Source organism: Lysobacter sp. KIS68-7, from assembly GCF_021284745.1.
GTDB lineage: Bacteria > Pseudomonadota > Gammaproteobacteria > Xanthomonadales > Xanthomonadaceae > Noviluteimonas.
In genome coordinates, this window is the sequence record NZ_CP089925.1 from 1,579,271 (window position 1) to 1,599,125 (window position 19,855).

The following is a 19,855-nucleotide window of genomic DNA, read 5'->3' on the forward strand; positions in this document are numbered from 1 at the left end:
TCACTCCCTCAGGCGTGGGCGAAGCGTGGCGAGGTTGCAGGGTTTGGTGCGCGAATCCAGTTGTGCGCGCAGGATCTTGTCCCACGCCGTGCGGCAAGCCGATGTGGAGCCGGGCAGGGCGAACAGGAAGGTGCCGTTCGCCATGCCCGCGAAGGCGCGCGATTGCAGCGACGACGTGCCGATCTCTTCGATGCTCACGGCACGGAACATTTCACCGAAGCCGGGCATCTGCTTGTCGAGCAGGGGCAGCAGCGCTTCGGGCGTGGAATCGCGTCCGGTGAAGCCGGTGCCGCCGGTGACGAGGATGCCGTCGACCTTGTCGTCGGCAATCCACTGCGACACGCACGCGCGCAGCTTGTAGCGATCGTCCGGCAGCAGCGCGCGTTCGACGACGCGATGGCCCGCATCGGTCAGCGCCTGCACGAGGTAATCGCCCGAGGTGTCGTTCTCGCGCGTGCGCGTGTCGGACACGGTCAGCACGCAGAGCGAGAGGGGGAGGAAGTCGGTGGCCTGGCTCATGGCGCGCAGCCTAGCTCAGGTGAATGACAGGGAGTACCACTGCGTGTCGTCTTCGTGCCAGCCCGCCGCGCGGTAGAGCGCGCGGGCCGGGGCGTTGTCGCGCATGGTTTCGAGCATCAGGCCCGCGGCGCCCTGTTCGCGTGCGAACGCGGCCGCGGCATCGAGCAGCGCGTGCCCCACGCCGAAGCGGCGCGCGTGTTCGGCGACGAACAGGTCGTTGAGGACCCACAGCCGCGCCGTGCGTACCGAAGAGAACATCGGGTACAGCTGCGTGAAGCCCGCGGCCTGGCCGTCGCGCATCGCGAGCAGGATCGTGGATTCCTTGCGCTCCAGGCGTTCGCGGAGGAAGGCCTGCGCACGCGGGAGGTCGGACGGCTGTTGGTAGTAGCGCCGATAACCGTCGAACAGCGGCGCGATGAGATCGAGGTCGTCCAGGGTCGCGCGGCGGATCTCGGTCATGGGTTTATCCGTTGCCTGTGAGTCTTGCCAGTTCGTCCGCCTGGTGCTCGCGCTGCAGGCGTTCGACGAGCGCATCCAGCGCGCCTTCCAGCACGTTGGGCAGGTCGTACAGCGTGAGCCCGTCGACGCGATGGTCCGTGATGCGGCCCTGCGGGAAGTTGTACGTGCGAATGCGCTGGCTGCGGTCGCCGCTGCCGACCTGCAACTTGCGGTCCTGCGCCTGCGCAGCTTCGCGGCGTGCAATGTCGGCTTCCACCAGCATCGCCTTCAGGCGTTTCATCGCTTTGTCGCGGTTCGCGTGCTGCGAGCGTTCGGTCTGCGACTCGACCACGATGCCGCTGGGCACGTGCGTGATGCGGATCGCCGATTCGGTCTTGTTGACGTGCTGGCCGCCGGCGCCGGAGGAACGGAAGGTGTCGACCTTCAGGTCCGCCGGATTCACTTCGATCGGCACGCCCGGCGCTTCCTCCGCGATGATCGCGACGGTGGCGGCGGAGGTGTGGATGCGGCCCTGCGATTCGGTTTCCGGCACGCGCTGCACGCGGTGCGTGCCGGATTCGAACTTGAGCTTCGAATAGGCGCCGCGGCCTTCCACGCGCGCAACGATTTCGCGGTAGCCGCCGTGCTCGCCCGGGTTCGCAGATTCCACTTCCACGCGCCAGCCCTGCCGTTCCGCGTAACGCGCGTACATGCGATACAAGTCGCCGGCGAAGATCGCGGCTTCGTCGCCGCCGGTGCCGGCGCGTACTTCGAGATAGAGATTGCCTTCGTCGCGCGCGTCGCGCGGGACGAGTTGCGCGAGCAGTTCGCCTTCGAGTTCGGCCAGGCGCGCGGTGGCGGCGGCGATTTCCTCGTCGGCGAGTTCGCGCAGTTCCGCATCGCCGCGCATCGCTTCGGCGGCGGCGAGGTCGCGGCGCGCCTGCGCTTCTGCGTTCAGCGCATTGGCGACGGGTTCGAGTTGCGAGAATTCACGCGAGAGGTCGCGGAAGCGTTCGGCGTCGCCGATCACGCCCGGGTCGGACAACAGGCGCTCGACTTCCTCGCGTCGCTCCAGCAGCGCTTCGAGTTTGCGACGCAGGCTGGGGATCATGCGTCGGCGTCGTCGTCGTTCGAGGCGGCATCGCCCTCGGGCAGCGGCGGGAAGAGCTTGTCGGTCGCGCGCGCCAGGTCGCCGTCGCCGGTGAGCGCGGCTTCGCGCAGGGCCACGGTGGGAGCGTGCAACAGGCGATTGACCAGCGTGTGTGCGAGCAGATCGAGGACTTCGTGCGGGTCGCGGCCGGCGGCGAGCTGCGCGCGGGCTTTTTCCAGCGCGACCTTGCGCGAGTGGAGGCCATGCGCGCGCAGGCGCTTGAGCGGTTCGTGGCGCGTGCTGGCCTGCACCGCTTCGACGTAGCGCGCGGTCTGCAGGTCGATGATCGCTTCGGCTTCGCGCGCGGCTTCGCGGCGGGAGCGGCGGTTGTCTTCGATCGCGCGCTCGAGGTCGTCGACGGTGTAGAGGAAGACGTCGGGCAGCGTGGCCACGTCGGCGGCGATGTCGCGCGGCACGGCGAGGTCGAGCAACAGCATCGGGCGGTGCTTGCGCTTGGACAGCGCTTCAGCCACTTGCGTGCGGCGGACGATGGGATCGCGACTCGCCGTGGCGGACACCACGATGTCGGCCTCGGCCAGGTGGCGGTCCAGTTCGGTCAGCGGCAAGGCCACGCCGCCATGGCGCGTGGCGAGGTCCTGCGCATGCGCGAGCGTGCGGTTGGCGACCAGCAGCCGCTTCGCCTTGCCTTCGACCAGATGTCGCGCGGCGAGCTCGATGGTTTCGCCGGCGCCGATCAGCAGCACTGTCGAATCCTCCAGTCGTGCGAAGGATTCCTGGGCAAGGCGGACCGCCGCGGAGGCGACCGACACCGGATTCGCGCCGATGCGCGTGTCGGTGCGCGCGCGCTTGGCGGTGGTGAAGGCGTGCTGGAACAGTCGGTCCAGGTGTTGGCCGAGCGTGCCCGCGCTGCGGGCGACGGCCCAGGCTTCCTTCACCTGGCCGAGGATCTGCGGTTCGCCGAGCACGAGCGAGTCGAGGCCGGCGGCGACGCGGAACAGGTGGCGCACCGCGTCCGCGTCGCTGTGGCGATACAGGTAGGCGTGCAGGTCGCCGGAATCCGGGTGGCTGGCGAGCCAGTCGGCCAGCGCGTCGCCGGTGTCGTCGGCGAGCGCGTACAGCTCGGTGCGGTTGCAGGTCGAGAGCAGCGCCACCTCGCGCACGGAGGGCATCGCGCGCAGCTCGGCGAGCGCGCGCGGCATCGCATCGGCGCCGAACGCAACGCGCTCGCGGAGGCCGACCGGTGCGGTCTGGTGGTTGATGCCGAGGACGATGAGGCTCATGGGGTCGTTCGGGCGCGTGCGATAAGCTCGCGGAACAGTCCGCACATTCTAGCGGTCTGTCTTTCCGGATACCCCACACGGACCCCCGAATGCAGCGTTCCCTCCCATGGATCACCACCCTCACGTTCGTCGCCCTGGCGCTCTTCGGCCCGGGCGCGGAGGCCGCGCGCAAGACCCCGGTCCCGGAAACCCCGGCCCTGGAAGGCACGATGGCCGGCGAATTCGCGCTGCAGGCGGGCGATCTGCAGAACGCCGCCCGGTGGTACCTGGAAGCCGCGAAATCCACCGACGACCCGGGCCTGGCCGAGCGCGCGACCCGAATCGCGCTGCTCGCCAACGATGACGCCCGCGCCGCCGAGGGCCTGAAGCTGTGGCGCGCCCGCACCCCGGATTCCCTGGCGATGCACGCGGCCGAGGCCACGCTGGCCCTGCGCCGCAACGACGCGCGGCTGGCCCGTCGCGAGCTGGGCGTCCTGCTCTCCGACCGGGGCGACATCGGCTGGCGCCACGCGCTCGCCGCGCTGGGCAGCGGCGGCAAGGATCCGGCGCTGGCCGCCCGCCTGCTCGGCGAACTGGTCGACGACCGCGCGATCCCCGACCGGCTGCAGCCGTGGCTCGCCTTCGGCGGCCTTGCGCAGCGGCTGGAGCAGCCACAGCTGGCCGACCGCATCATCGACGAGATCGTCCATCGCTTCCCCCAGGAGCCGCGCGTGGCCCTGCTGCGTGCGAGCCAGCTGCGCGAATCGGGCAAGAACGAAGATGCCCGCAAGGTGCTGGCCGGCATCGCCGCCAGCGCGTACGCCGACGAAGACATGCGCATGTCGATCGCGGCGGAGTACGACGCGATGGGCGATTCGGCCTCGGCCGCGTCCGTGCTGGCGCGCGGGCCGCAGGACGATCGCAGCTTCGCGTTGCGCGCGGCCCTGCTGGCGCGCGCCGACGACAAGGTCGCGCTGGGGCAGTTGTACGACGAGCTGAAGAAGGATTCGACGAAGCCGAACCCCGAGCGCCGGCTGCTGCTCGGCCAGGTGGCCGAACTGCTCGAACGCCACGAAGAAGCACTGGCCTGGTACCGCGGCGTGCCCGGCGGCGAAGCGCGTTACGTCGCGCGCCTGCGCGAAACCAACGTGCTGCATTCGCTCGGCCGCAAGGACGAGGCCTACGATTCGCTGCGCAAGCTGCAGTCCGATGCGACGGTGGATGAAGACACGCGCCGCGATGCGTACCTGCTCGAAGCGGAACTGCGCCAGAAGGATTCGCAACCCGTCGACGAACTCGACGCCTTCGCGCGCGGCCTGGCGGCGTATCCCGACGATCCGGCGCTGCTGTACGCACGCGCCCTGACCTGGGAGCGTCGCGACGACATCCCGCGCGCGGAAGCCGATTTCCGCCGCATCCTCGTCGCCGAACCCGACAACGTGACTGCGCTGAACGCGTTGGGCTACACGCTCGCCGACCGCACCACGCGCTACGCCGAAGCCCTTGCGCTCATCGATCGCGCGCGCGCCGCCGAGCCGGGCAGCGCAGCGATCATCGACAGCTACGGTTGGGTGCTCTATCGCCTGGGCCGCAACGCCGAAGCGCTGGTGGAACTGCGCCGCGCGTATGCGCTGCAGAAGGATCCGGAAATCGCATCGCACATCGGCGAAGTGCTGTGGGTGCTTGGGCAGAAGGACGAAGCGCGGCGCTATTTCGACGAAGCGCGCAAGCTCGATCCCGACAACCGCTCGCTCAAGCGCGCGCTGGAGAAGACGGGCGCATGAAGATCGCGAACGCTTGGGTCGCGGTGCTGGCCATCGCGTTGTCGGCGTGCGCCTCGCGTCCCGTGCATGAAGCGCTGGCGCCGATCGAAGGTTCGCCGCAGGCGCACCAGGCGCAGCGCGAGTCGATGCTCGCCACGCAACCGGATTGGACGCTCACCGGACGCGTGGCGCTCGCCAACGGCAAGGACGGCGGCAGCGGGCGGCTGGAGTGGACGCAATCCGGCGCGCACTTCGATGTGTCGCTCAGTGCGCCGGTGACGCGACAGAGTTGGCGCGTCGTCGGTGGCGATGGGGAAGCGCGCCTGGAAGGCATGGCAGGCGGAACGCGCACGGGCCCCGATGCGGAAGCGCTTGTTTTCGAAGCGACGCGCTGGCGCATTCCGGTGGATGCCCTGGTGCGCTGGGTGCGCGGGCGCGCCTCGCCGGGCGCGACCCTGGAGTACGCCGCCGATGGTCGCCTGCAGCGCCTCAACGAGGCCGGTTGGGTCGTCGATTACGCCGACTGGCATGCCGTCGACGGCATTGAATTGCCCGGTCGCATCGAGGCACGCCAGGGCGAGGCCCGCGTCCGGCTGGTCGTGGACCAGTGGTCCGGCGGCGCCCAATGAACGGCTGGAGCGAGTGGCCGGCCCCGGCCAAGCTCAACCTGTTCCTCCACATCACCGGCCGGCGGCCGGACGGCTACCACGCCCTGCAGTCGGTGTTCCGCCTGCTCGACTGGGGCGACAGCGTCCGCCTGCGCCTGCGTGAAGACGGGCAGATCCGGCGGATCGGCCCGTCAGCGCCGGGCGTTCCGGAAGCCGACGACCTCATGGTCCGCGCGGGTAAAATCCTGCAAGCGACGACGAACACGCGCGTTGGCGCCGACATCGCCGTCGAAAAGCGCATTCCGTCCGGCGGCGGTTTCGGCGGCGGTTCCTCCGATGCGGCCACCGTCCTGGTTGCGCTCGACCAGCTCTGGGGCACGTCCCTCGGCCCCGATCGCCTCGCCGACATCGGCCTCGGCCTGGGCGCCGACGTGCCGGTCTTCGTGCACGGCGACAACGCCTGGGCCGAAGGCGTGGGCGAGATCCTCACACCGATCGCGCTTCCGCCGGCGTGGTACCTGCTCGCCGACCCCGGCGTCCACGTGCCAACCGCCGCTTTGTTCCAAACCCCTGAATTGACGCGCGATTCTCCTCCCGCGACAATGCACGACTTCGTTTCGGGAGCAGGGCTCGGCAATGCGTTCGAGCCGGTGCTGCGTCATCGCGAACCGGCCGTCGAGGCTGCCTTCGCGGTGTTGGCGCAGGTCGGCACGCCGCGATTGACGGGTACGGGCAGCGGTTGTTTCGTCGAATTCGCAGACCGCGGATCCGCCGAGGCGGCCTTGCTCCGCGTGCATTCGGGAGCGCCGCATCTCCGGGCCTGGCTGGCCGAAGGCGCGTCCGTTTCTCCCTTGCGCACGGCGCTCGATCGACAGGGGCGTCGCCAAGAGGCCTAAGGCACCGGGTTTTGATCCCGGCATTTCGTAGGTTCGAATCCTACCGCCCCTGCCAACCGGCAGGACGTGGTCACCGCAACGGTCAGAGCGCAGCGGAGCAATGCAGATGCAAGACGAACGTAACCTGCTGGTGTTCACCGGCAACGCCAACCGCCCCCTCGCAGAGGCGGTGTGCAAGGAACTCGGTATCCGCCCGGGCAAGGCCCTGGTGAGCCGTTTCTCCGACGGTGAAGTGCAGGTGGAAATCGAAGAGAACGTCCGCCGGCAGGAAGTGTTCGTCATGCAGCCGACGTGCGCGCCCAGTGCGGAAAACCTCGTGGAGCTGCTGGTGCTGATCGACGCGCTCAAGCGCGCATCGGTCTCCAGCGTCACCGCGGTGGTGCCGTACTTCGGTTACGCGCGCCAGGATCGTCGCCCGCGTTCGGCGCGCGTGCCGATCACGGCGAAGGTCGCGGCGAAGATGTTCAGCGCGGTCGGCACCGACCGCGTGCTCACCGTCGACCTGCACGCCGACCAGATCCAGGGTTTCTTCGACCTCCCGGTCGACAACGTGTACGCCTCGCCGCTGCTGCTCGCCGATATCTGGCGCGCGCACGGCACGGACAACCTGATCGTGGTGTCGCCGGACGTCGGCGGCGTGGTGCGTGCGCGAGCGATCGCCAAGCGCCTCGACGACGCGGACCTGGCGATCATCGACAAGCGCCGTCCGCGCGCGAACGTGGCCACGGTGATGAACATCATCGGCGACGTGAGCGGCAAGACCTGCGTGCTCGTCGACGACATCGTGGACACCGCGGGCACGCTGTGCGCGGCGGCCGCGGCGCTGAAAGCGCAGGGCGCGACCAAGGTGGTCGCGTACTGCACGCATCCCGTGCTCTCGGGCGCGGCGATCGACAATTTGACCAAATCGCAGCTCGACGAGCTGGTGGTGACCGACACCATCCCGCTCAGCGCAGCTGCCAAGGCCTGCGGCCGGATCCGCCAGCTCAGCGTCGCCGAGCTGCTCGCGGAAACCATCCGACGCATCGCCTTCGGTGAATCCGTCAGTTCGCTTTACGTGGACTGACATCCTTCGTCCACCTGGTCGCGGGTGGGCGGTTACAACAACGTGAGTGAGTAAATAACCATGGCAACCGAACACAAGATCTCGGCCACTGGCCGCAAGGACGAAGGCAAGGGTGCGAGCCGCCGCCTCCGTCTCAAGGCGCAGATCCCGGCCATCCTCTACGGCGGCACCGCCGCTCCGCAGAGCATCCAGCTCGAGCACGAGAAGACCTGGCTCGCCAGCCAGAACGAGTGGTTCTACTCGTCGATCCTCGACCTCGACCTCGACGGCAAGGTGCAGAAGGTGCTGCTGCGTGACATGCAGCGCCATCCGTACAAGCAGATCATCATGCACCTGGACTTCCAGCGCGTTGATGAAAACCAGGCGATCCGCGTCGCCGTGCCGCTGCACTTCCTCAACGAAGAGAAGTCGCCGGCCGGCAAGTCGGCGGACGTCGTCGTCACGCACGAGCTCAACGAAGTCGAAGTGAGCTGCTTGCCGAAGAACCTGCCGGAGTTCATCGAAATCGATCTGTCCGACCTCAAGGTCGGCGACATCGTCCACCTGTCGGAGATCAAGCTCCCGGCGGGCGTCGAGATCCCCGAGCTGAAGCTCGGCAAGGAACACGACGTCGCGATCGTCATCGCCAAGCACGGCAGGGAAGAGGTCGAGGAACCGACCGAAGCCCCGGCCGCGGCCGAAGTGCCGGCGGCGAAGGTCGCCAAGAAGGACGAAGAGAAGAAGTAAGCCCCTGCGTTCGCGCCGGCCTGCGTGGCCGGCGCGGCGCGGCGCGTCCGCATGGCTGGCTTGCGACTCATCGTCGGACTGGGCAACCCCGGTCCCGAACACGCCCGGACCCGGCACAACGCCGGGTTCTGGTTTGTTGACGCCCTTGCGGACCGTTTGGGCGGCCGCTTCGGGCTGGAATCCAAGTTGTTCGGCGAGACGGCCAAGGTCGACATCGGCGGGCAGCCGGTCTGGCTGCTCAAGCCTGCGACCTTCATGAACCTCAGCGGCAAGTCGGTCACCGCCGCGATGCGCTACTGGAAGATCGAGCCGGAAGAGGCGCTGCTGGCGCACGACGAGCTCGACCTCCCGCCGGGCACCGCCCGCCTCAAGTTCGATGGCGGCCACGGGGGCCAGAACGGTTTGCGCGACACCATGCGCCTGCTGGGCCATGGCAAGTTCCACCGGCTGCGGATCGGCATCGGCCATCCGGGCCACAAGGACAAGGTCACGCCGTGGGTGCTGGGCAAGCCCGGCCGCGACGACGAGGCCGCCATTCTCCGCTCGATCGACGACGCCCTGGCGGTCCTGCCGCTGGCGGTCGCGGGCGACATCAACGAGGCGACCAAGCGCCTCAACACCGGTCCGGCTGCGCGCTGACCGGCCAGGAGACACCATGGGCATCAAATGCGGGATCGTCGGCCTGCCGAACGTCGGCAAGTCGACCCTGTTCAACGCGCTGACCAAGGCGGGCATCGCCGCGGCCAATTTCCCCTTCTGCACGATCGAGCCCAACGTAGGCATCGTGCCGGTGCCGGATCCGCGCCTCAACGCGCTGTCGGACATCGTCAAACCGCAGAAGGTGATCCCGACTGCGGTGGAATTCGTCGATATCGCGGGCCTGGTGGCCGGCGCGGCCAGCGGCGAGGGCCTGGGCAACAAGTTCCTGGCCCACATCCGCGAAGTCGATGCGATCACGCACGTCGTGCGCTGCTTCGAGCACGGCGACATCGTCCACGTGACCGGCAAGGTCGACCCGATCTCCGATATCGAGACCATCGACACCGAGCTGGCGCTGGCGGACCTGGATTCGGTCGAAAAGGCCCTGAACCGCGCCGAGCGCTCGGCGAAGACCGGCGACAAGGACGCCAAGGCGCGCGCCGAGGTGCTCGGGCGCCTGCGCGCCGGCCTGGATTCCGGCAAGCCGGCCCGCGCGCTGGGCCTGTCGGACGAGGACAGGGCGCAGGTCCGCGACCTGTTCCTGCTGACCCTGAAGCCGGTGATGTACGTCGCCAACGTCCTGGAGGACGGCTTCGAGAACAACCCGCACCTGGACGCCGTCCGGGCCCGGGCGGCGGGCGAGGGCGCCGAAGTGGTGCCGGTCTCGGCCGCCATCGAGGAGGAACTGAGCCAGCTCGACGACGCCGACCGCGACACCTTCCTGCACGACCTGGGCCTGGACGAGCCGGGCCTGAACCGCGTGATCCGGGCCGCCTACAAGCTCCTGGGGCTGCAGACCTACTTCACCGCGGGCGTGAAGGAAGTGAGGGCCTGGACCGTCCGCGCCGGTTCGACCGCACCGCAGGCCGCCGCCGTGATCCACACGGATTTCGAAAAGGGCTTCATCCGCGCCGAAACCATCGGCTACGACGACTACATCAAATATCGCGGCGAATCCGGCGCCCGCGATGCCGGCCGCTTGCGGCTGGAGGGCAAGGAGTACCGCGTGCAGGAAGGCGACGTCCTCCACTTCCGGTTCAACGTCTGAGGGTCGCAACGAAACGTTGACTTCCCCGCCGAGCCACGCCAGAATTTCGGGCTCTTTTGGAGGGATACCCAAGCGGCCAACGGGGGCAGACTGTAAATCTGCTGGCTTACGCCTTCGGTGGTTCGAATCCACCTCCCTCCACCAGTGCTTCAAACCGTCGGCGTCACCAACCGGCGGTGCAAGACCCAAGCAGGTTCAAGTCGGCGCAAGTCGACCGGCGCGGGAGTAGTTCAATGGTAGAACCTCAGCCTTCCAAGCTGATGGTGCGGGTTCGATTCCCGTCTCCCGCTCCATTGACGCCGCGACGCAGGACCCGCTGGAACAACTTGCTCACGTAGCTCAGTCGGTAGAGCACCTCCTTGGTAAGGAGGAGGTCGCTGGTTCGATTCCAGTCGTGAGCACCACATCGCAACACGCACCACCGACAACGCACACCACTGCAACCCATCGAGAAGAGCCATGGCCAAGGGTAAGTTCGAGCGCACCAAGCCCCACGTGAACGTGGGCACGATCGGTCACGTTGACCACGGCAAGACGACGCTGACGGCGGCGCTGACGAAGGTGGGCGCGGAACGTTTCGGCGGCGAATTCAAGGCATACGACGCGATCGACGCGGCGCCGGAAGAGAAGGCGCGCGGCATCACGATCTCGACGGCGCACGTGGAATACGAATCGGCCACGCGCCACTACGCGCACGTGGACTGCCCGGGCCACGCCGACTACGTGAAGAACATGATCACGGGTGCGGCGCAGATGGACGGCGCGATCCTGGTGTGCTCGGCCGCGGACGGCCCGATGCCGCAGACGCGCGAACACATCCTGCTGTCGCGCCAGGTGGGCGTGCCGTACATCGTCGTGTTCCTGAACAAGGCCGACATGGTGGACGACGCCGAACTGCTCGAGCTGGTCGAGATGGAAGTGCGCGAGCTGCTGACCAAGTACGAATTCCCGGGCGACGACACCCCGATCATCAAGGGTTCGGCGCGCCTGGCGCTGGAAGGCGACCAGTCGGAAATCGGCGTGCCGTCGATCCTGAAGCTGGTGGACGCGCTGGACACGTTCATCCCGCAGCCGGAGCGCGCGATCGACAAGCCGTTCCTGATGCCGGTGGAAGACGTGTTCTCGATCTCGGGCCGCGGCACCGTGGTGACCGGCCGCATCGAGCGCGGCATCATCAAGGTTGGTGACGAAATCGAAATCGTCGGCATCCGTCCGACGCAGAAGACGACGGTCACGGGCGTTGAAATGTTCCGCAAGCTGCTGGACCAGGGCCAGGCGGGCGACAACGCGGGCCTGCTGCTGCGCGGCACCAAGCGTGACGACGTGGAGCGTGGCCAAGTGCTGGCCAAGCCGGGTTCGATCACGCCGCACACGACGTTCGAAGCCGAGGTGTACGTGCTGTCGAAGGACGAAGGCGGCCGCCACACGCCGTTCTTCAAGGGCTACCGCCCGCAGTTCTACTTCCGCACGACCGACATCACGGGCGCCGTGACCCTGCCGGAAGGCGTGGAAATGGTCATGCCGGGCGACAACATCAAGATGGTGGTCGAGCTGATCAACCCGGTGGCGATGGACGATGGCCTGCGCTTCGCGATCCGCGAAGGCGGCCGTACGGTCGGCGCCGGCGTCGTGGCGAAGATCCTCAAGTAACAAACGTCCCGGGACGCGGTCAAAGCCGCGTTCCGGAACGAGTTGGAAAGGCGTGGCGGCGCAAGCCGCCGTTGCCTTTTTCGGAACTCACGTACGCCAGTAGCTCAATTGGCAGAGCAGCGGTCTCCAAAACCGCAGGTTGGGGGTTCGAGTCCCTCCTGGCGTGCCACTTCGGACGTGCATCACCGTGCGTCGGACGGAACGGATGAACAGCAAGGTCGAACAACCCAGGGCCGCCTCGTCGGGCGACATCGTCAAGTACGCGCTGGCCTTGCTGCTGGTGGCGGCTGGCGTGTTCGCGTTCTACTGGTTCTCCGAGTGGCCGTCCGGGATGCGTTCGCTGGCCGTCATCGGGGGCCTGCTCGCGGGCGCCGGCGTGTTCCTCACGAGCCTGAAGGGCGTGCAGACGCGCGAGTTCCTCTCCGAATCGCGATTCGAGTTGCGCAAGGTCGTGTGGCCGACCCGCCAGGAAGCGGGCCGCGCGACGATGATGATCATCATCGCCGTCACCGTGATCAGCCTGATCCTCGCCGCGTTCGATTTTTTCATCCAGCTGGGCGTCAAGTTCCTGCTGGGCACCTGAGGTAACAGATTCGTGGAAGAAAACGTCGACAAGCGCTGGTACGTGGTCCACGCCTACTCCGGCTTCGAGAAGTCGGTGGCGCAGGCGTTGCGTGACCGCATCGCGCGCACGGGCATGCAGGATCGCTTCGGCGACGTGCTCGTGCCGACGGAAGAAGTCATCGAGATGCGCTCCGGCCAGAAGCGCCGTTCCGAGCGCAAGTTCTTCCCCGGCTACGTGCTGGTGCAGATCGCCACGCACGACGAAGGCGGCATCCCGCGCATGGACAGCGAAAGCTGGCACCTGGTGAAGGAAACGCCGAAGGTCATGGGCTTCATCGGCGGCACCGCCGACCGTCCGCTGCCGATCCGCGACGAAGAGGCTGCGGCCATCCTCGACCGCGTGCAGGAAGGCGTGGAGAAGCCGAAGCCGAAGGTGTTGTTCGAAGCCGGCGAAATGGTGCGCGTCACCGACGGCCCGTTCAACGACTTCAACGGCGTCGTGGAAGAAGTGAATTACGAGAAGAGCCGCCTGCGCGTCGCAGTGCTGATCTTCGGTCGTTCCACCCCGGTGGAACTGGAATTCGGGCAGGTCGAGAAGGCCTGACCCAAGGATCGGAACGAGTGGTTCGTTCCGGCCAATAAGCGAGGAGCCGAACAGGCGTCCGCACTCGCAGGAGCAAAGCAATGGCAAAGAAAGTCGTTGGTTACATCAAGTTGCAGGTCAAGGCCGGCCAGGCCAATCCGTCGCCGCCCGTGGGTCCCGCCCTCGGCCAGCGCGGCCTGAACATCATGGAATTCTGCAAGGCGTTCAATGCCGCCACGCAGAAGCTGGAACCGGGTCTCCCGATTCCGGTGGTCATCACCGCGTACTCGGACCGCACCTTCACCTTCATCACGAAGACGCCGCCGGCGTCGATCCTGCTGAAGAAGGCCGCGGGCATCCAGTCCGGTTCCAAGCGCCCGAACACCGAGAAGGTGGGCAAGGTCACCCGCAAGCAGGTCGAGGAAATCGCGAAGGCGAAGGAACCCGACCTGACCGCAGCCGACCTGGAAGCGGCGGTGCGCACGATTGCGGGCTCGGCCCGTTCCATGGGTCTCGTGGTGGAGGGCTAAGCAATGGCGATGACCAAGCGACAGAAGACGATCAAGACCGCGGTCGAAGCGGGCAAGGCCTACGCGATCGACGAAGCACTGAAGATCGTCCAGACCAACAGCAAGGCGAAGTTCAACGAAGCCGTTGACGTCGCCGTGCGCCTCGGCGTGGATGCGAAGAAGTCCGACCAGCAGGTGCGCGGTTCCACCGTGTTGCCGGCCGGTACCGGCAAGTCGGTGCGCGTGGCGGTGTTCGCCCCCGCCGGCGCCAAGGCCGAAGAAGCCCGCGCCGCAGGCGCCGAGGCCGTCGGCATGGACGACCTCGCCGAAGCGATGCAGAACGGCGACCTGAACTACGACGTCGTCATCGCGACGCCGGATGCGATGCGCGTGGTCGGCAAGCTCGGCCAGGTGCTCGGTCCGCGCGGCCTGATGCCGAACCCGAAGGTCGGCACCGTTTCGCCGAACCCGGCCGAAGCCGTGAAGAACGCGAAGGCGGGCCAGGTGCGTTACCGCACCGACAAGGCCGGCATCATCCACTGCACCATCGGCAAGGCCAGCTTCGAAGCCGAAGCGCTCAAGGGCAACCTGCACGCGCTGCTGCTCGACCTGATCAAGGCCAAGCCGTCGACGGCGAAGGGCATGTACCTGCAGAAGATCTCGCTGAGCTCGACCATGGGCCCGGGCGTGATCGTCGACCAGGCGTCGCTCTCGCTGAAGTAATGCAAGACGCATCCGCCGAAAGCGGATGCGGCAACACCGTTTGAGGGCATCGCGCCGCGAGGCGCGACGCCGTCAAAGACCGCAGGTGCGGTCTGCGCAATGCGAATACGGGCAGGAAGCTCGGTACGGCATGGAGTCGTGTTCGCAAAGGCGGGATCGCTTAATCCAGCGCGCAAGCGCCGGCCTGCGTAGATGGTGCCGCCCCCTCTGGATGTTTTAGGGAAGGGCCACCACCGGGACGCGCGAGCGTCCCCGACGCCAACGGAAGGCGTCGCTCAGGACCGCAAACGGCAGGAGCCGGGCGCGGAGTTCATTAGGAGGAGTGCAATGGCTCTCAATCTGTCCCAGAAGCAGGAAGTTGTCGCCGAGCTGGCAGACGTGGCCTCGAAGGCTCACTCCCTGGTCGCAGCCGAATACGCAGGCATCACGGTCTCGCAGATGACCGCGATGCGCAAGAAGGCCCGCGAAACCGGCGTGTACTTGAAGGTTGTCAAGAACACGCTTGCGTCGCGCGCCGTCGTCGGCACCGAGTTCGAGGTCGTCAAGGACGCCCTGACCGGTCCGCTGCTGTATGCGTTCTCGACCGAGGAACCCGGCGCTGCCGGTCGCCTCATCAAGGAGTTCGCCAAGGGCAACGACAAGCTCAAGGCCAAGGTCGTGTCGGTGGAAGGCAAGTTGCTTCCCGCCGCGCACGTCGAGGTCCTGGCTTCGCTGCCGACCCGTGAGCAGGCGCTTGCCATGCTCGCCCGCGTGCTCGCCGAGCCCGCTGCGATGTTCGCCCGTGCCGTCAAGGCCGTGGCCGACAAGCAGGGCGGTGGCGATGCCCCCGCGGAGGCGCAGGCCGAAGCTTCGGCCTGATCCCTACGTCACCCATTCAATTATCCAGAGGTAATCACCATGTCCCTTTCCAACGAGCAGATCGTTGACGCCATCGCCGCGAAGTCGCTGATGGAAGTGATGGAGCTGGTCAAGGCCATCGAAGACAAGTTCGGCGTTTCCGCCGCTGCCCCGGTCATGGCCGCTGCCGGCCCGGCCGCCGCCGCCGCCCCGGTCGAAGAGCAGACCGAATTCACCGTCGTCCTGAAGGCCGCCGGCGAGAAGAAGGTCGAAGTGATCAAGGCCGTCCGCGCGATCACCGGCCTGGGCCTGAAGGAAGCGAAGGACCTCGTCGAAGGCGCCCCGCAGACCGTCAAGGAAGCCGTGTCGAAGGACGACGCCGCGAAGTTCAAGAAGGAACTCGAGGCCGCTGGCGCTGCCGTCGAAGTCAAGTAATCGCAATTGCGTCGCCGGTGACATTGGCGACCACCCAAGGCTGGGGACGAAAGTCCCCGGCCTTTGGCCGTTCCTGAGCAAGCCGCAACACATTCACCGAGTTGGCAGTTGGAAGTAGCGGGAGAAGGCGTGCTGGTGCCGGCAATACCAGCGACTCCCAACTGGCAATTTGACGTTCCCCTCGGCCACCGCGCGTGGCCGGACAGCAGCGAGGCGACAGCATCATCATGACCACTGCGACGAATTATTCGTTCACCGAGAAGAAGCGCATCCGCAAGGACTTCGGCAAGCGCCGTTCGATCCTCGAAGTGCCCTTCCTCCTGGCCATCCAGGTCGACTCCTACCGCGAGTTCCTGCAGGAACACGCAGAACCCTCCAAGCGCGACGACAAGGGCCTGCACGCCGCCCTCAAGTCCGTCTTCCCGATCACCAGCTACAGCGGCAACGCTGCGCTCGAATACGTCGGTTACCGCCTCGGCGACCCCGCGTTCGACGAGCGCGAATGCCGCAACCGTGGCCTGTCCTACGGCGCGCCGCTGCGCGTGACCGTGCGCCTGGTCATCTACGACCGCGAGTCGTCGACCAAGGCCATCAAGTACGTGAAGGAGCAGGAGGTCTACATGGGCGAGATCCCGCTCATGACCGACAACGGCACCTTCATCGTCAACGGCACCGAGCGCGTCATCGTCTCGCAGCTGCACCGTTCGCCGGGCGTGTTCTTCGACCACGACCGTGGCAAGACGCACAGCTCGGGCAAGCTGCTGTACTCCGCGCGCATCATTCCTTACCGCGGCTCGTGGCTCGACTTCGAGTTCGACCCCAAGGACGCGCTGTTCACCCGCATCGACCGCCGCCGCAAGCTGCCGGTCTCGGTGCTGCTGCGCGCGCTCGGCTACAACAACGAAGAAATGCTCCGCGCGTTCTTCGAGATCAACACCTTCCACATCGAACCCGAAGGCGTGCAGCTGGAGCTCGTGCCGGAGCGCCTGCGCGGCGAAACGCTCGACTTCGACCTGGCCGACGGCGACCGCGTCATCGTCGAAGCCGGCAAGCGCATCACCGCCCGCCACGTCAAGCAGCTCGAACAGGCGGGTGTCGCCGCGCTGGCCGTGCCGGATGCCTACCTCGTGGGCCGCATCCTCGCGCACGACGTCGTCGATCCGAAGACGGGCGAACTGCTCGCCGTCGCGAACGACGAGATCAACGACGACCAGCTGGCGAAGTTCCGCAAGACGGGCATCGAATCGGTCGGCACCATCTGGGTGAACGACCTGGATCGTGGTCCGTACCTGTCGAACACGCTGCGCATCGACTCCACGCGCACCAAGCTCGAAGCGCTGGTCGAGATCTACCGCATGATGCGTCCGGGCGAACCGCCCACCAAGGACGCCGCCGAAAACCTGTTCCACAACCTGTTCTTCACCTTCGAGCGCTACGACGTCTCCGGCGTCGGCCGCATGAAGTTCAACCGCCGCATCGGCCGCAAGGAAGTGACGGGTCCGTCCGTCCTCTACGACCGCAAGTACTTCGGCGACTACAAGAACGGCAAGGACGAGGAAGCGCAGCGCCTGGTCGCCGCGCAGGGCGACACGTCGGACATCCTCGACGTCATCCGCGTGCTGACCGAGATCCGCAACGGCCGTGGCGTGGTGGATGACATCGACCACCTGGGCAATCGTCGCGTGCGTTCGGTCGGTGAAATGGCCGAGAACGTGTTCCGCGTGGGCCTGGTCCGCGTCGAGCGCGCGGTCAAGGAACGCCTGTCGATGGCCGAGTCCGAAGGCCTGACGCCGCAGGAACTGATCAACGCCAAGCCGGTGGCCGCCGCGATCAAGGAGTTCTTCGGCTCCTCGCAGCTGTCGCAGTTCATGGACCAGAACAACCCGCTGTCGGAAGTCACGCACAAGCGTCGCGTGTCGGCCCTCGGTCCGGGCGGCCTGACGCGCGAGCGCGCGGGCTTCGAAGTCCGCGACGTGCATCCCACGCACTACGGCCGCGTCTGCACCATCGAGACGCCGGAAGGCCCGAACATCGGCCTGATCAACTCGCTCGCCGTGTTCGCGCGCACCAACCGCTACGGCTTCCTCGAGACGCCGTACCGCAAGGTCGTCAACGGCAAGGTCACCGACGACGTCGAGTTCCTCTCGGCGATCGAGGAGAACGAGTACGTCATCGCCCAGGCCAACGCGCCGCAGGACGAGAAGGGCACGATCACCTCGCAGTTCGTGGCGTGCCGCTACCAGGGCGAGTCGCTGCTGAAGCCGCCGAGCGAGATCCACTTCATGGACGTCTCGCCGATGCAGACCGTGTCGGTCGCGGCCGCGCTCGTGCCGTTCCTCGAGCACGACGACGCGAACCGCGCGCTGATGGGCGCGAACATGCAGCGCCAGGCCGTCCCGACGCTGAAGTCGCAGAAGCCGCTGGTGGGCACCGGCATCGAGCGCGCCGTGGCGCGCGACTCGGGCGTGACGGTGAACGCGCGCCGCGGTGGCGTGATCGAACAGATCGACGCCGGCCGCATCGTGGTCAAGGTCAATGAAGCCGAAATCGGCGGCGGCACCGACGCCGGCGTCGACATCTACACCCTGATCAAGTACACGCGCTCCAACCAGAACACCTGCATCAACCAGACCCCGCTGGTGAACGTGGGCGACCGCGTGGCCCGCGGCGACGTGCTGGCCGACGGTCCCTCGACCGACATCGGCGAGCTCGCGCTCGGCCAGAACATGCTGGTCGCGTTCATGCCGTGGAACGGCTACAACTTCGAAGACTCCATCCTGCTCTCCGAGCGCGTGGTGGAAGAGGATCGCTACACCACGATCCACATCGAAGAGCTGACCTGCGTCGCGCGCGACACCAAGCTGGGTCCGGAGGAAATCTCCGCCGACATCCCGAACGTTTCGGAGCAGGCGCTCAACCGCCTCGACGAATCGGGCGTGGTGTACATCGGCGCCGAAGTCCGCGCCGGCGACATCATGGTCGGCAAGGTCACGCCGAAGGGCGAATCGCAGCTGACGCCGGAAGAGAAGCTCCTCCGCGCGATCTTCGGCGAGAAGGCCTCCGATGTTAAGGACAGCTCGCTCCGCGTTCCGCCGGGCATGGACGGCACCGTCATCGACGTGCAGGTCTTCACCCGCGACGGCATCGAGAAGGACAAGCGCGCCCGCCAGATCGAAGAGTCGGAAATCCGTCGCGTCAAGAAGGACTTCGACGACCAGTTCCGCATCCTCGAAGGTGCGATCTATGCCCGCCTGCGCACGCAGCTGCTCGGCAAGGTCGCCAACGGCGGCGCGAACAACCTCAAGAAGGGCGATGCGATCACCAACGAGTACCTCGACGGCCTGAAGAAGGCCGAGTGGTTCCAGTTGCGCATGAAGGACGACGACGCCAACGACGCCATCGAACGCGCGCAGAAGCAGATCGACGCGCACGAGAAGGAATTCGAACACCGCTTCGCCGACAAGCGCGGCAAGATCACGCAGGGCGACGACCTCGCCCCGGGCGTGCTCAAGATGGTGAAGGTGTTCCTCGCCGTGAAGCGCCGCATCCAGCCGGGCGACAAGATGGCCGGCCGCCACGGCAACAAGGGTGTCGTGTCGACCATCGTGCCGGTCGAAGACATGCCGTACATGGCCGACGGTTCGTCCGTCGACATCGTGCTGAACCCGCTGGGCGTGCCGAGCCGTATGAACATCGGCCAGATCCTCGAGACGCACCTTGGCTGGGCCGCGAAGGGCCTGGGCCAGAAGATCGACCGCATGCTCAAGGCGCAGGCGGCGGTCGCGGAACTGCGCAAGTTCCTCGACCAGATCTACAACCACGACAACGCGATGGTCGGCCAGCGCGTGGACCTGACGCAGTTCACCGATGAGGAACTGCTGCGCCTGGCCCGCAACCTGACCGACGGCGTGCCGATGGCGACCCCGGTGTTCGACGGCGCGGCCGAATTCGAGATCAAGAAGATGCTCGAACTCGCCGAGCTCCCGCTGAGCGGGCAGACCGTGCTGCACGACGGTCGCACCGGCGAAGCGTTCGAACGCCCGGTCACCGTGGGTTACATGCACATGCTGAAGCTCAACCACCTGGTCGACGACAAGATGCACGCGCGTTCGACCGGTCCGTACTCGCTCGTCACCCAGCAGCCGCTGGGCGGCAAGGCGCAGTTCGGCGGCCAGCGCTTCGGCGAAATGGAAGTCTGGGCGCTGGAAGCCTACGGCGCGGCCTACACCCTGCAGGAAATGCTGACGGTGAAGTCCGACGACGTGCAGGGCCGCAACCAGATGTACAAGAACATCGTCGACGGCGAACACGAGATGGTCGCGGGCATGCCGGAGTCCTTCAACGTGTTGGTGAAGGAAATCCGCTCGCTCGCCATCAACATGGAACTCGAAGAGCACTAAGCCGCCGCCGCCGACCAGGAG

Annotated in this window: 19 protein-coding genes and 5 tRNA genes; 20 read left to right on the plus strand and 4 right to left on the minus strand. The window is 66.9% G+C overall.

The window, feature by feature from the left end:
• The 4 genes from moaB to hemA are packed head-to-tail and all read right to left on the minus strand — an operon-like array spanning window position 1 to window position 3,348.
• Window positions 1-519, minus strand: coding sequence for a molybdenum cofactor biosynthesis protein B (gene moaB, locus LVB87_RS07525; RefSeq protein ID WP_232900322.1), 519 nt, complete (start codon window positions 517-519; stop codon window positions 1-3).
• A 15-nt stretch (window positions 520-534) separates the two neighbouring features.
• Window positions 535-978 (minus strand): GNAT family N-acetyltransferase, encoded by a 444-nt coding sequence (locus LVB87_RS07530; RefSeq protein WP_232900324.1) that lies wholly within the window; start codon window positions 976-978, stop codon window positions 535-537.
• Between the two features lie 4 nt (window positions 979-982).
• A complete protein-coding gene (gene prfA / locus LVB87_RS07535) occupies window positions 983-2,068 on the minus strand; it encodes a peptide chain release factor 1 (protein WP_232900325.1) in 1,086 nt (361 codons plus the stop codon).
• Window positions 2,065-3,348, minus strand: coding sequence for a glutamyl-tRNA reductase (gene hemA / locus LVB87_RS07540; RefSeq protein WP_232900327.1), 1,284 nt, complete (start codon window positions 3,346-3,348; stop codon window positions 2,065-2,067). Before hemA ends, prfA begins: the two co-directional genes overlap by 4 nt.
• Window positions 3,349-3,416: 68 nt before the next feature.
• On the opposite strand from hemA, the gene LVB87_RS07545 reads away from it, so the two are divergent.
• From LVB87_RS07545 to rpoB, 20 genes are all read left to right on the plus strand, one after another.
• On the plus strand, window positions 3,417-5,111 hold the full coding sequence (locus tag LVB87_RS07545) for a tetratricopeptide repeat protein (protein ID WP_232900511.1): 1,695 nt from the start codon (window positions 3,417-3,419) through the stop codon (window positions 5,109-5,111).
• Window positions 5,108-5,719, plus strand: coding sequence for a lipoprotein insertase outer membrane protein LolB (lolB, locus tag LVB87_RS07550; RefSeq protein WP_232900328.1), 612 nt, complete (start codon window positions 5,108-5,110; stop codon window positions 5,717-5,719). The genes LVB87_RS07545 and lolB overlap by 4 nt, the downstream gene beginning before the upstream one ends.
• Window positions 5,716-6,594: a 4-(cytidine 5'-diphospho)-2-C-methyl-D-erythritol kinase gene (ispE, locus tag LVB87_RS07555; RefSeq protein ID WP_232900329.1), complete on the plus strand. Its 879-nt coding sequence runs from the start codon at window positions 5,716-5,718 to the stop codon at window positions 6,592-6,594. Before lolB ends, ispE begins: the two co-directional genes overlap by 4 nt.
• Window positions 6,572-6,649, plus strand: a tRNA-Gln gene (locus LVB87_RS07560). Before ispE ends, LVB87_RS07560 begins: the two co-directional genes overlap by 23 nt.
• A gap of 51 nt (window positions 6,650-6,700) precedes the next feature.
• Complete coding sequence (locus tag LVB87_RS07565) at window positions 6,701-7,660, plus strand: ribose-phosphate diphosphokinase (RefSeq protein WP_232900331.1); 960 nt, start codon at window positions 6,701-6,703, stop codon at window positions 7,658-7,660.
• 60 nt (window positions 7,661-7,720) lie between these two features.
• Window positions 7,721-8,386: a 50S ribosomal protein L25/general stress protein Ctc gene (locus LVB87_RS07570; protein WP_232900333.1), complete on the plus strand. Its 666-nt coding sequence runs from the start codon at window positions 7,721-7,723 to the stop codon at window positions 8,384-8,386.
• 51 nt (window positions 8,387-8,437) lie between these two features.
• Entirely contained in the window at window positions 8,438-9,025 is a 588-nt protein-coding gene (gene pth / locus LVB87_RS07575; protein WP_232900512.1) for an aminoacyl-tRNA hydrolase, read from the plus strand.
• 16 nt (window positions 9,026-9,041) lie between these two features.
• Window positions 9,042-10,133: a redox-regulated ATPase YchF gene (gene ychF, locus LVB87_RS07580; RefSeq protein ID WP_232900334.1), complete on the plus strand. Its 1,092-nt coding sequence runs from the start codon at window positions 9,042-9,044 to the stop codon at window positions 10,131-10,133.
• Window positions 10,134-10,191: 58 nt separating this feature from the next.
• A tRNA-Tyr gene (locus LVB87_RS07585) sits at window positions 10,192-10,277 on the plus strand.
• 75 nt (window positions 10,278-10,352) lie between these two features.
• Window positions 10,353-10,426 (plus strand) — tRNA-Gly (locus LVB87_RS07590).
• Window positions 10,427-10,461: 35 nt separating this feature from the next.
• Window positions 10,462-10,537, plus strand: a tRNA-Thr gene (locus tag LVB87_RS07595).
• A 55-nt stretch (window positions 10,538-10,592) separates the two neighbouring features.
• Window positions 10,593-11,783, plus strand: coding sequence for an elongation factor Tu (gene tuf / locus LVB87_RS07600; protein WP_232900336.1), 1,191 nt, complete (start codon window positions 10,593-10,595; stop codon window positions 11,781-11,783).
• A 93-nt stretch (window positions 11,784-11,876) separates the two neighbouring features.
• Window positions 11,877-11,952, plus strand: a tRNA-Trp gene (locus tag LVB87_RS07605).
• Window positions 11,953-11,988: 36 nt separating this feature from the next.
• Window positions 11,989-12,366, plus strand: coding sequence for a preprotein translocase subunit SecE (gene secE, locus LVB87_RS07610; RefSeq protein WP_232900338.1), 378 nt, complete (start codon window positions 11,989-11,991; stop codon window positions 12,364-12,366).
• 12 nt (window positions 12,367-12,378) lie between these two features.
• Window positions 12,379-12,951: a transcription termination/antitermination protein NusG gene (gene nusG / locus LVB87_RS07615; RefSeq protein WP_232900339.1), complete on the plus strand. Its 573-nt coding sequence runs from the start codon at window positions 12,379-12,381 to the stop codon at window positions 12,949-12,951.
• Between the two features lie 80 nt (window positions 12,952-13,031).
• Window positions 13,032-13,460 carry a 50S ribosomal protein L11 gene (rplK, locus tag LVB87_RS07620; protein WP_036167791.1) on the plus strand — a complete coding sequence of 143 codons (429 nt, stop codon included), beginning with the start codon at window positions 13,032-13,034 and terminating at the stop codon, window positions 13,458-13,460.
• 3 nt (window positions 13,461-13,463) lie between these two features.
• The gene (gene rplA / locus LVB87_RS07625; RefSeq protein WP_232900341.1) at window positions 13,464-14,162 is read left to right on the plus strand and encodes a 50S ribosomal protein L1; all 699 of its coding nucleotides are present in this window, start codon (window positions 13,464-13,466) and stop codon (window positions 14,160-14,162) included.
• Between the two features lie 327 nt (window positions 14,163-14,489).
• A complete protein-coding gene (rplJ, locus tag LVB87_RS07630) occupies window positions 14,490-15,020 on the plus strand; it encodes a 50S ribosomal protein L10 (protein WP_232900342.1) in 531 nt (176 codons plus the stop codon).
• 39 nt (window positions 15,021-15,059) lie between these two features.
• On the plus strand, window positions 15,060-15,434 hold the full coding sequence (gene rplL / locus LVB87_RS07635) for a 50S ribosomal protein L7/L12 (RefSeq protein ID WP_232900344.1): 375 nt from the start codon (window positions 15,060-15,062) through the stop codon (window positions 15,432-15,434).
• Window positions 15,435-15,661: 227 nt separating this feature from the next.
• Window positions 15,662-19,834: a DNA-directed RNA polymerase subunit beta gene (gene rpoB, locus LVB87_RS07640; protein WP_232900345.1), complete on the plus strand. Its 4,173-nt coding sequence runs from the start codon at window positions 15,662-15,664 to the stop codon at window positions 19,832-19,834.
• Window positions 19,835-19,855: the final 21 nt, after the last annotated feature.

What these genes read in the sequence shown, in the direction of transcription:
- ychF (WP_232900334.1), top strand. Translation starts at nt 9,042, where the DNA reads ATGGGCATCAAATGCGGGATCGTCGGCCTGCCGAACGTCGGCAAGTCG.
- ispE (WP_232900329.1), top strand. Translation starts at nt 5,716, where the DNA reads ATGAACGGCTGGAGCGAGTGGCCGGCCCCGGCCAAGCTCAACCTGTTC.
- LVB87_RS07570 (WP_232900333.1), top strand. Translation starts at nt 7,721, where the DNA reads ATGGCAACCGAACACAAGATCTCGGCCACTGGCCGCAAGGACGAAGGC.
- tuf (WP_232900336.1), top strand. Translation starts at nt 10,593, where the DNA reads ATGGCCAAGGGTAAGTTCGAGCGCACCAAGCCCCACGTGAACGTGGGC.
- hemA (WP_232900327.1), bottom strand. Translation starts at nt 3,348, where the DNA reads ATGAGCCTCATCGTCCTCGGCATCAACCACCAGACCGCACCGGTCGGC.
- rplK (WP_036167791.1), top strand. Translation starts at nt 13,032, where the DNA reads ATGGCAAAGAAAGTCGTTGGTTACATCAAGTTGCAGGTCAAGGCCGGC.
- moaB (WP_232900322.1), bottom strand. Translation starts at nt 519, where the DNA reads ATGAGCCAGGCCACCGACTTCCTCCCCCTCTCGCTCTGCGTGCTGACC.
- rpoB (WP_232900345.1), top strand. Translation starts at nt 15,662, where the DNA reads ATGACCACTGCGACGAATTATTCGTTCACCGAGAAGAAGCGCATCCGC.
- rplL (WP_232900344.1), top strand. Translation starts at nt 15,060, where the DNA reads ATGTCCCTTTCCAACGAGCAGATCGTTGACGCCATCGCCGCGAAGTCG.
- rplA (WP_232900341.1), top strand. Translation starts at nt 13,464, where the DNA reads ATGGCGATGACCAAGCGACAGAAGACGATCAAGACCGCGGTCGAAGCG.
- prfA (WP_232900325.1), bottom strand. Translation starts at nt 2,068, where the DNA reads ATGATCCCCAGCCTGCGTCGCAAACTCGAAGCGCTGCTGGAGCGACGC.
- LVB87_RS07530 (WP_232900324.1), bottom strand. Translation starts at nt 978, where the DNA reads ATGACCGAGATCCGCCGCGCGACCCTGGACGACCTCGATCTCATCGCG.
- secE (WP_232900338.1), top strand. Translation starts at nt 11,989, where the DNA reads ATGAACAGCAAGGTCGAACAACCCAGGGCCGCCTCGTCGGGCGACATC.
- rplJ (WP_232900342.1), top strand. Translation starts at nt 14,490, where the DNA reads ATGGCTCTCAATCTGTCCCAGAAGCAGGAAGTTGTCGCCGAGCTGGCA.
- pth (WP_232900512.1), top strand. Translation starts at nt 8,438, where the DNA reads ATGGCTGGCTTGCGACTCATCGTCGGACTGGGCAACCCCGGTCCCGAA.
- lolB (WP_232900328.1), top strand. Translation starts at nt 5,108, where the DNA reads ATGAAGATCGCGAACGCTTGGGTCGCGGTGCTGGCCATCGCGTTGTCG.
- LVB87_RS07565 (WP_232900331.1), top strand. Translation starts at nt 6,701, where the DNA reads ATGCAAGACGAACGTAACCTGCTGGTGTTCACCGGCAACGCCAACCGC.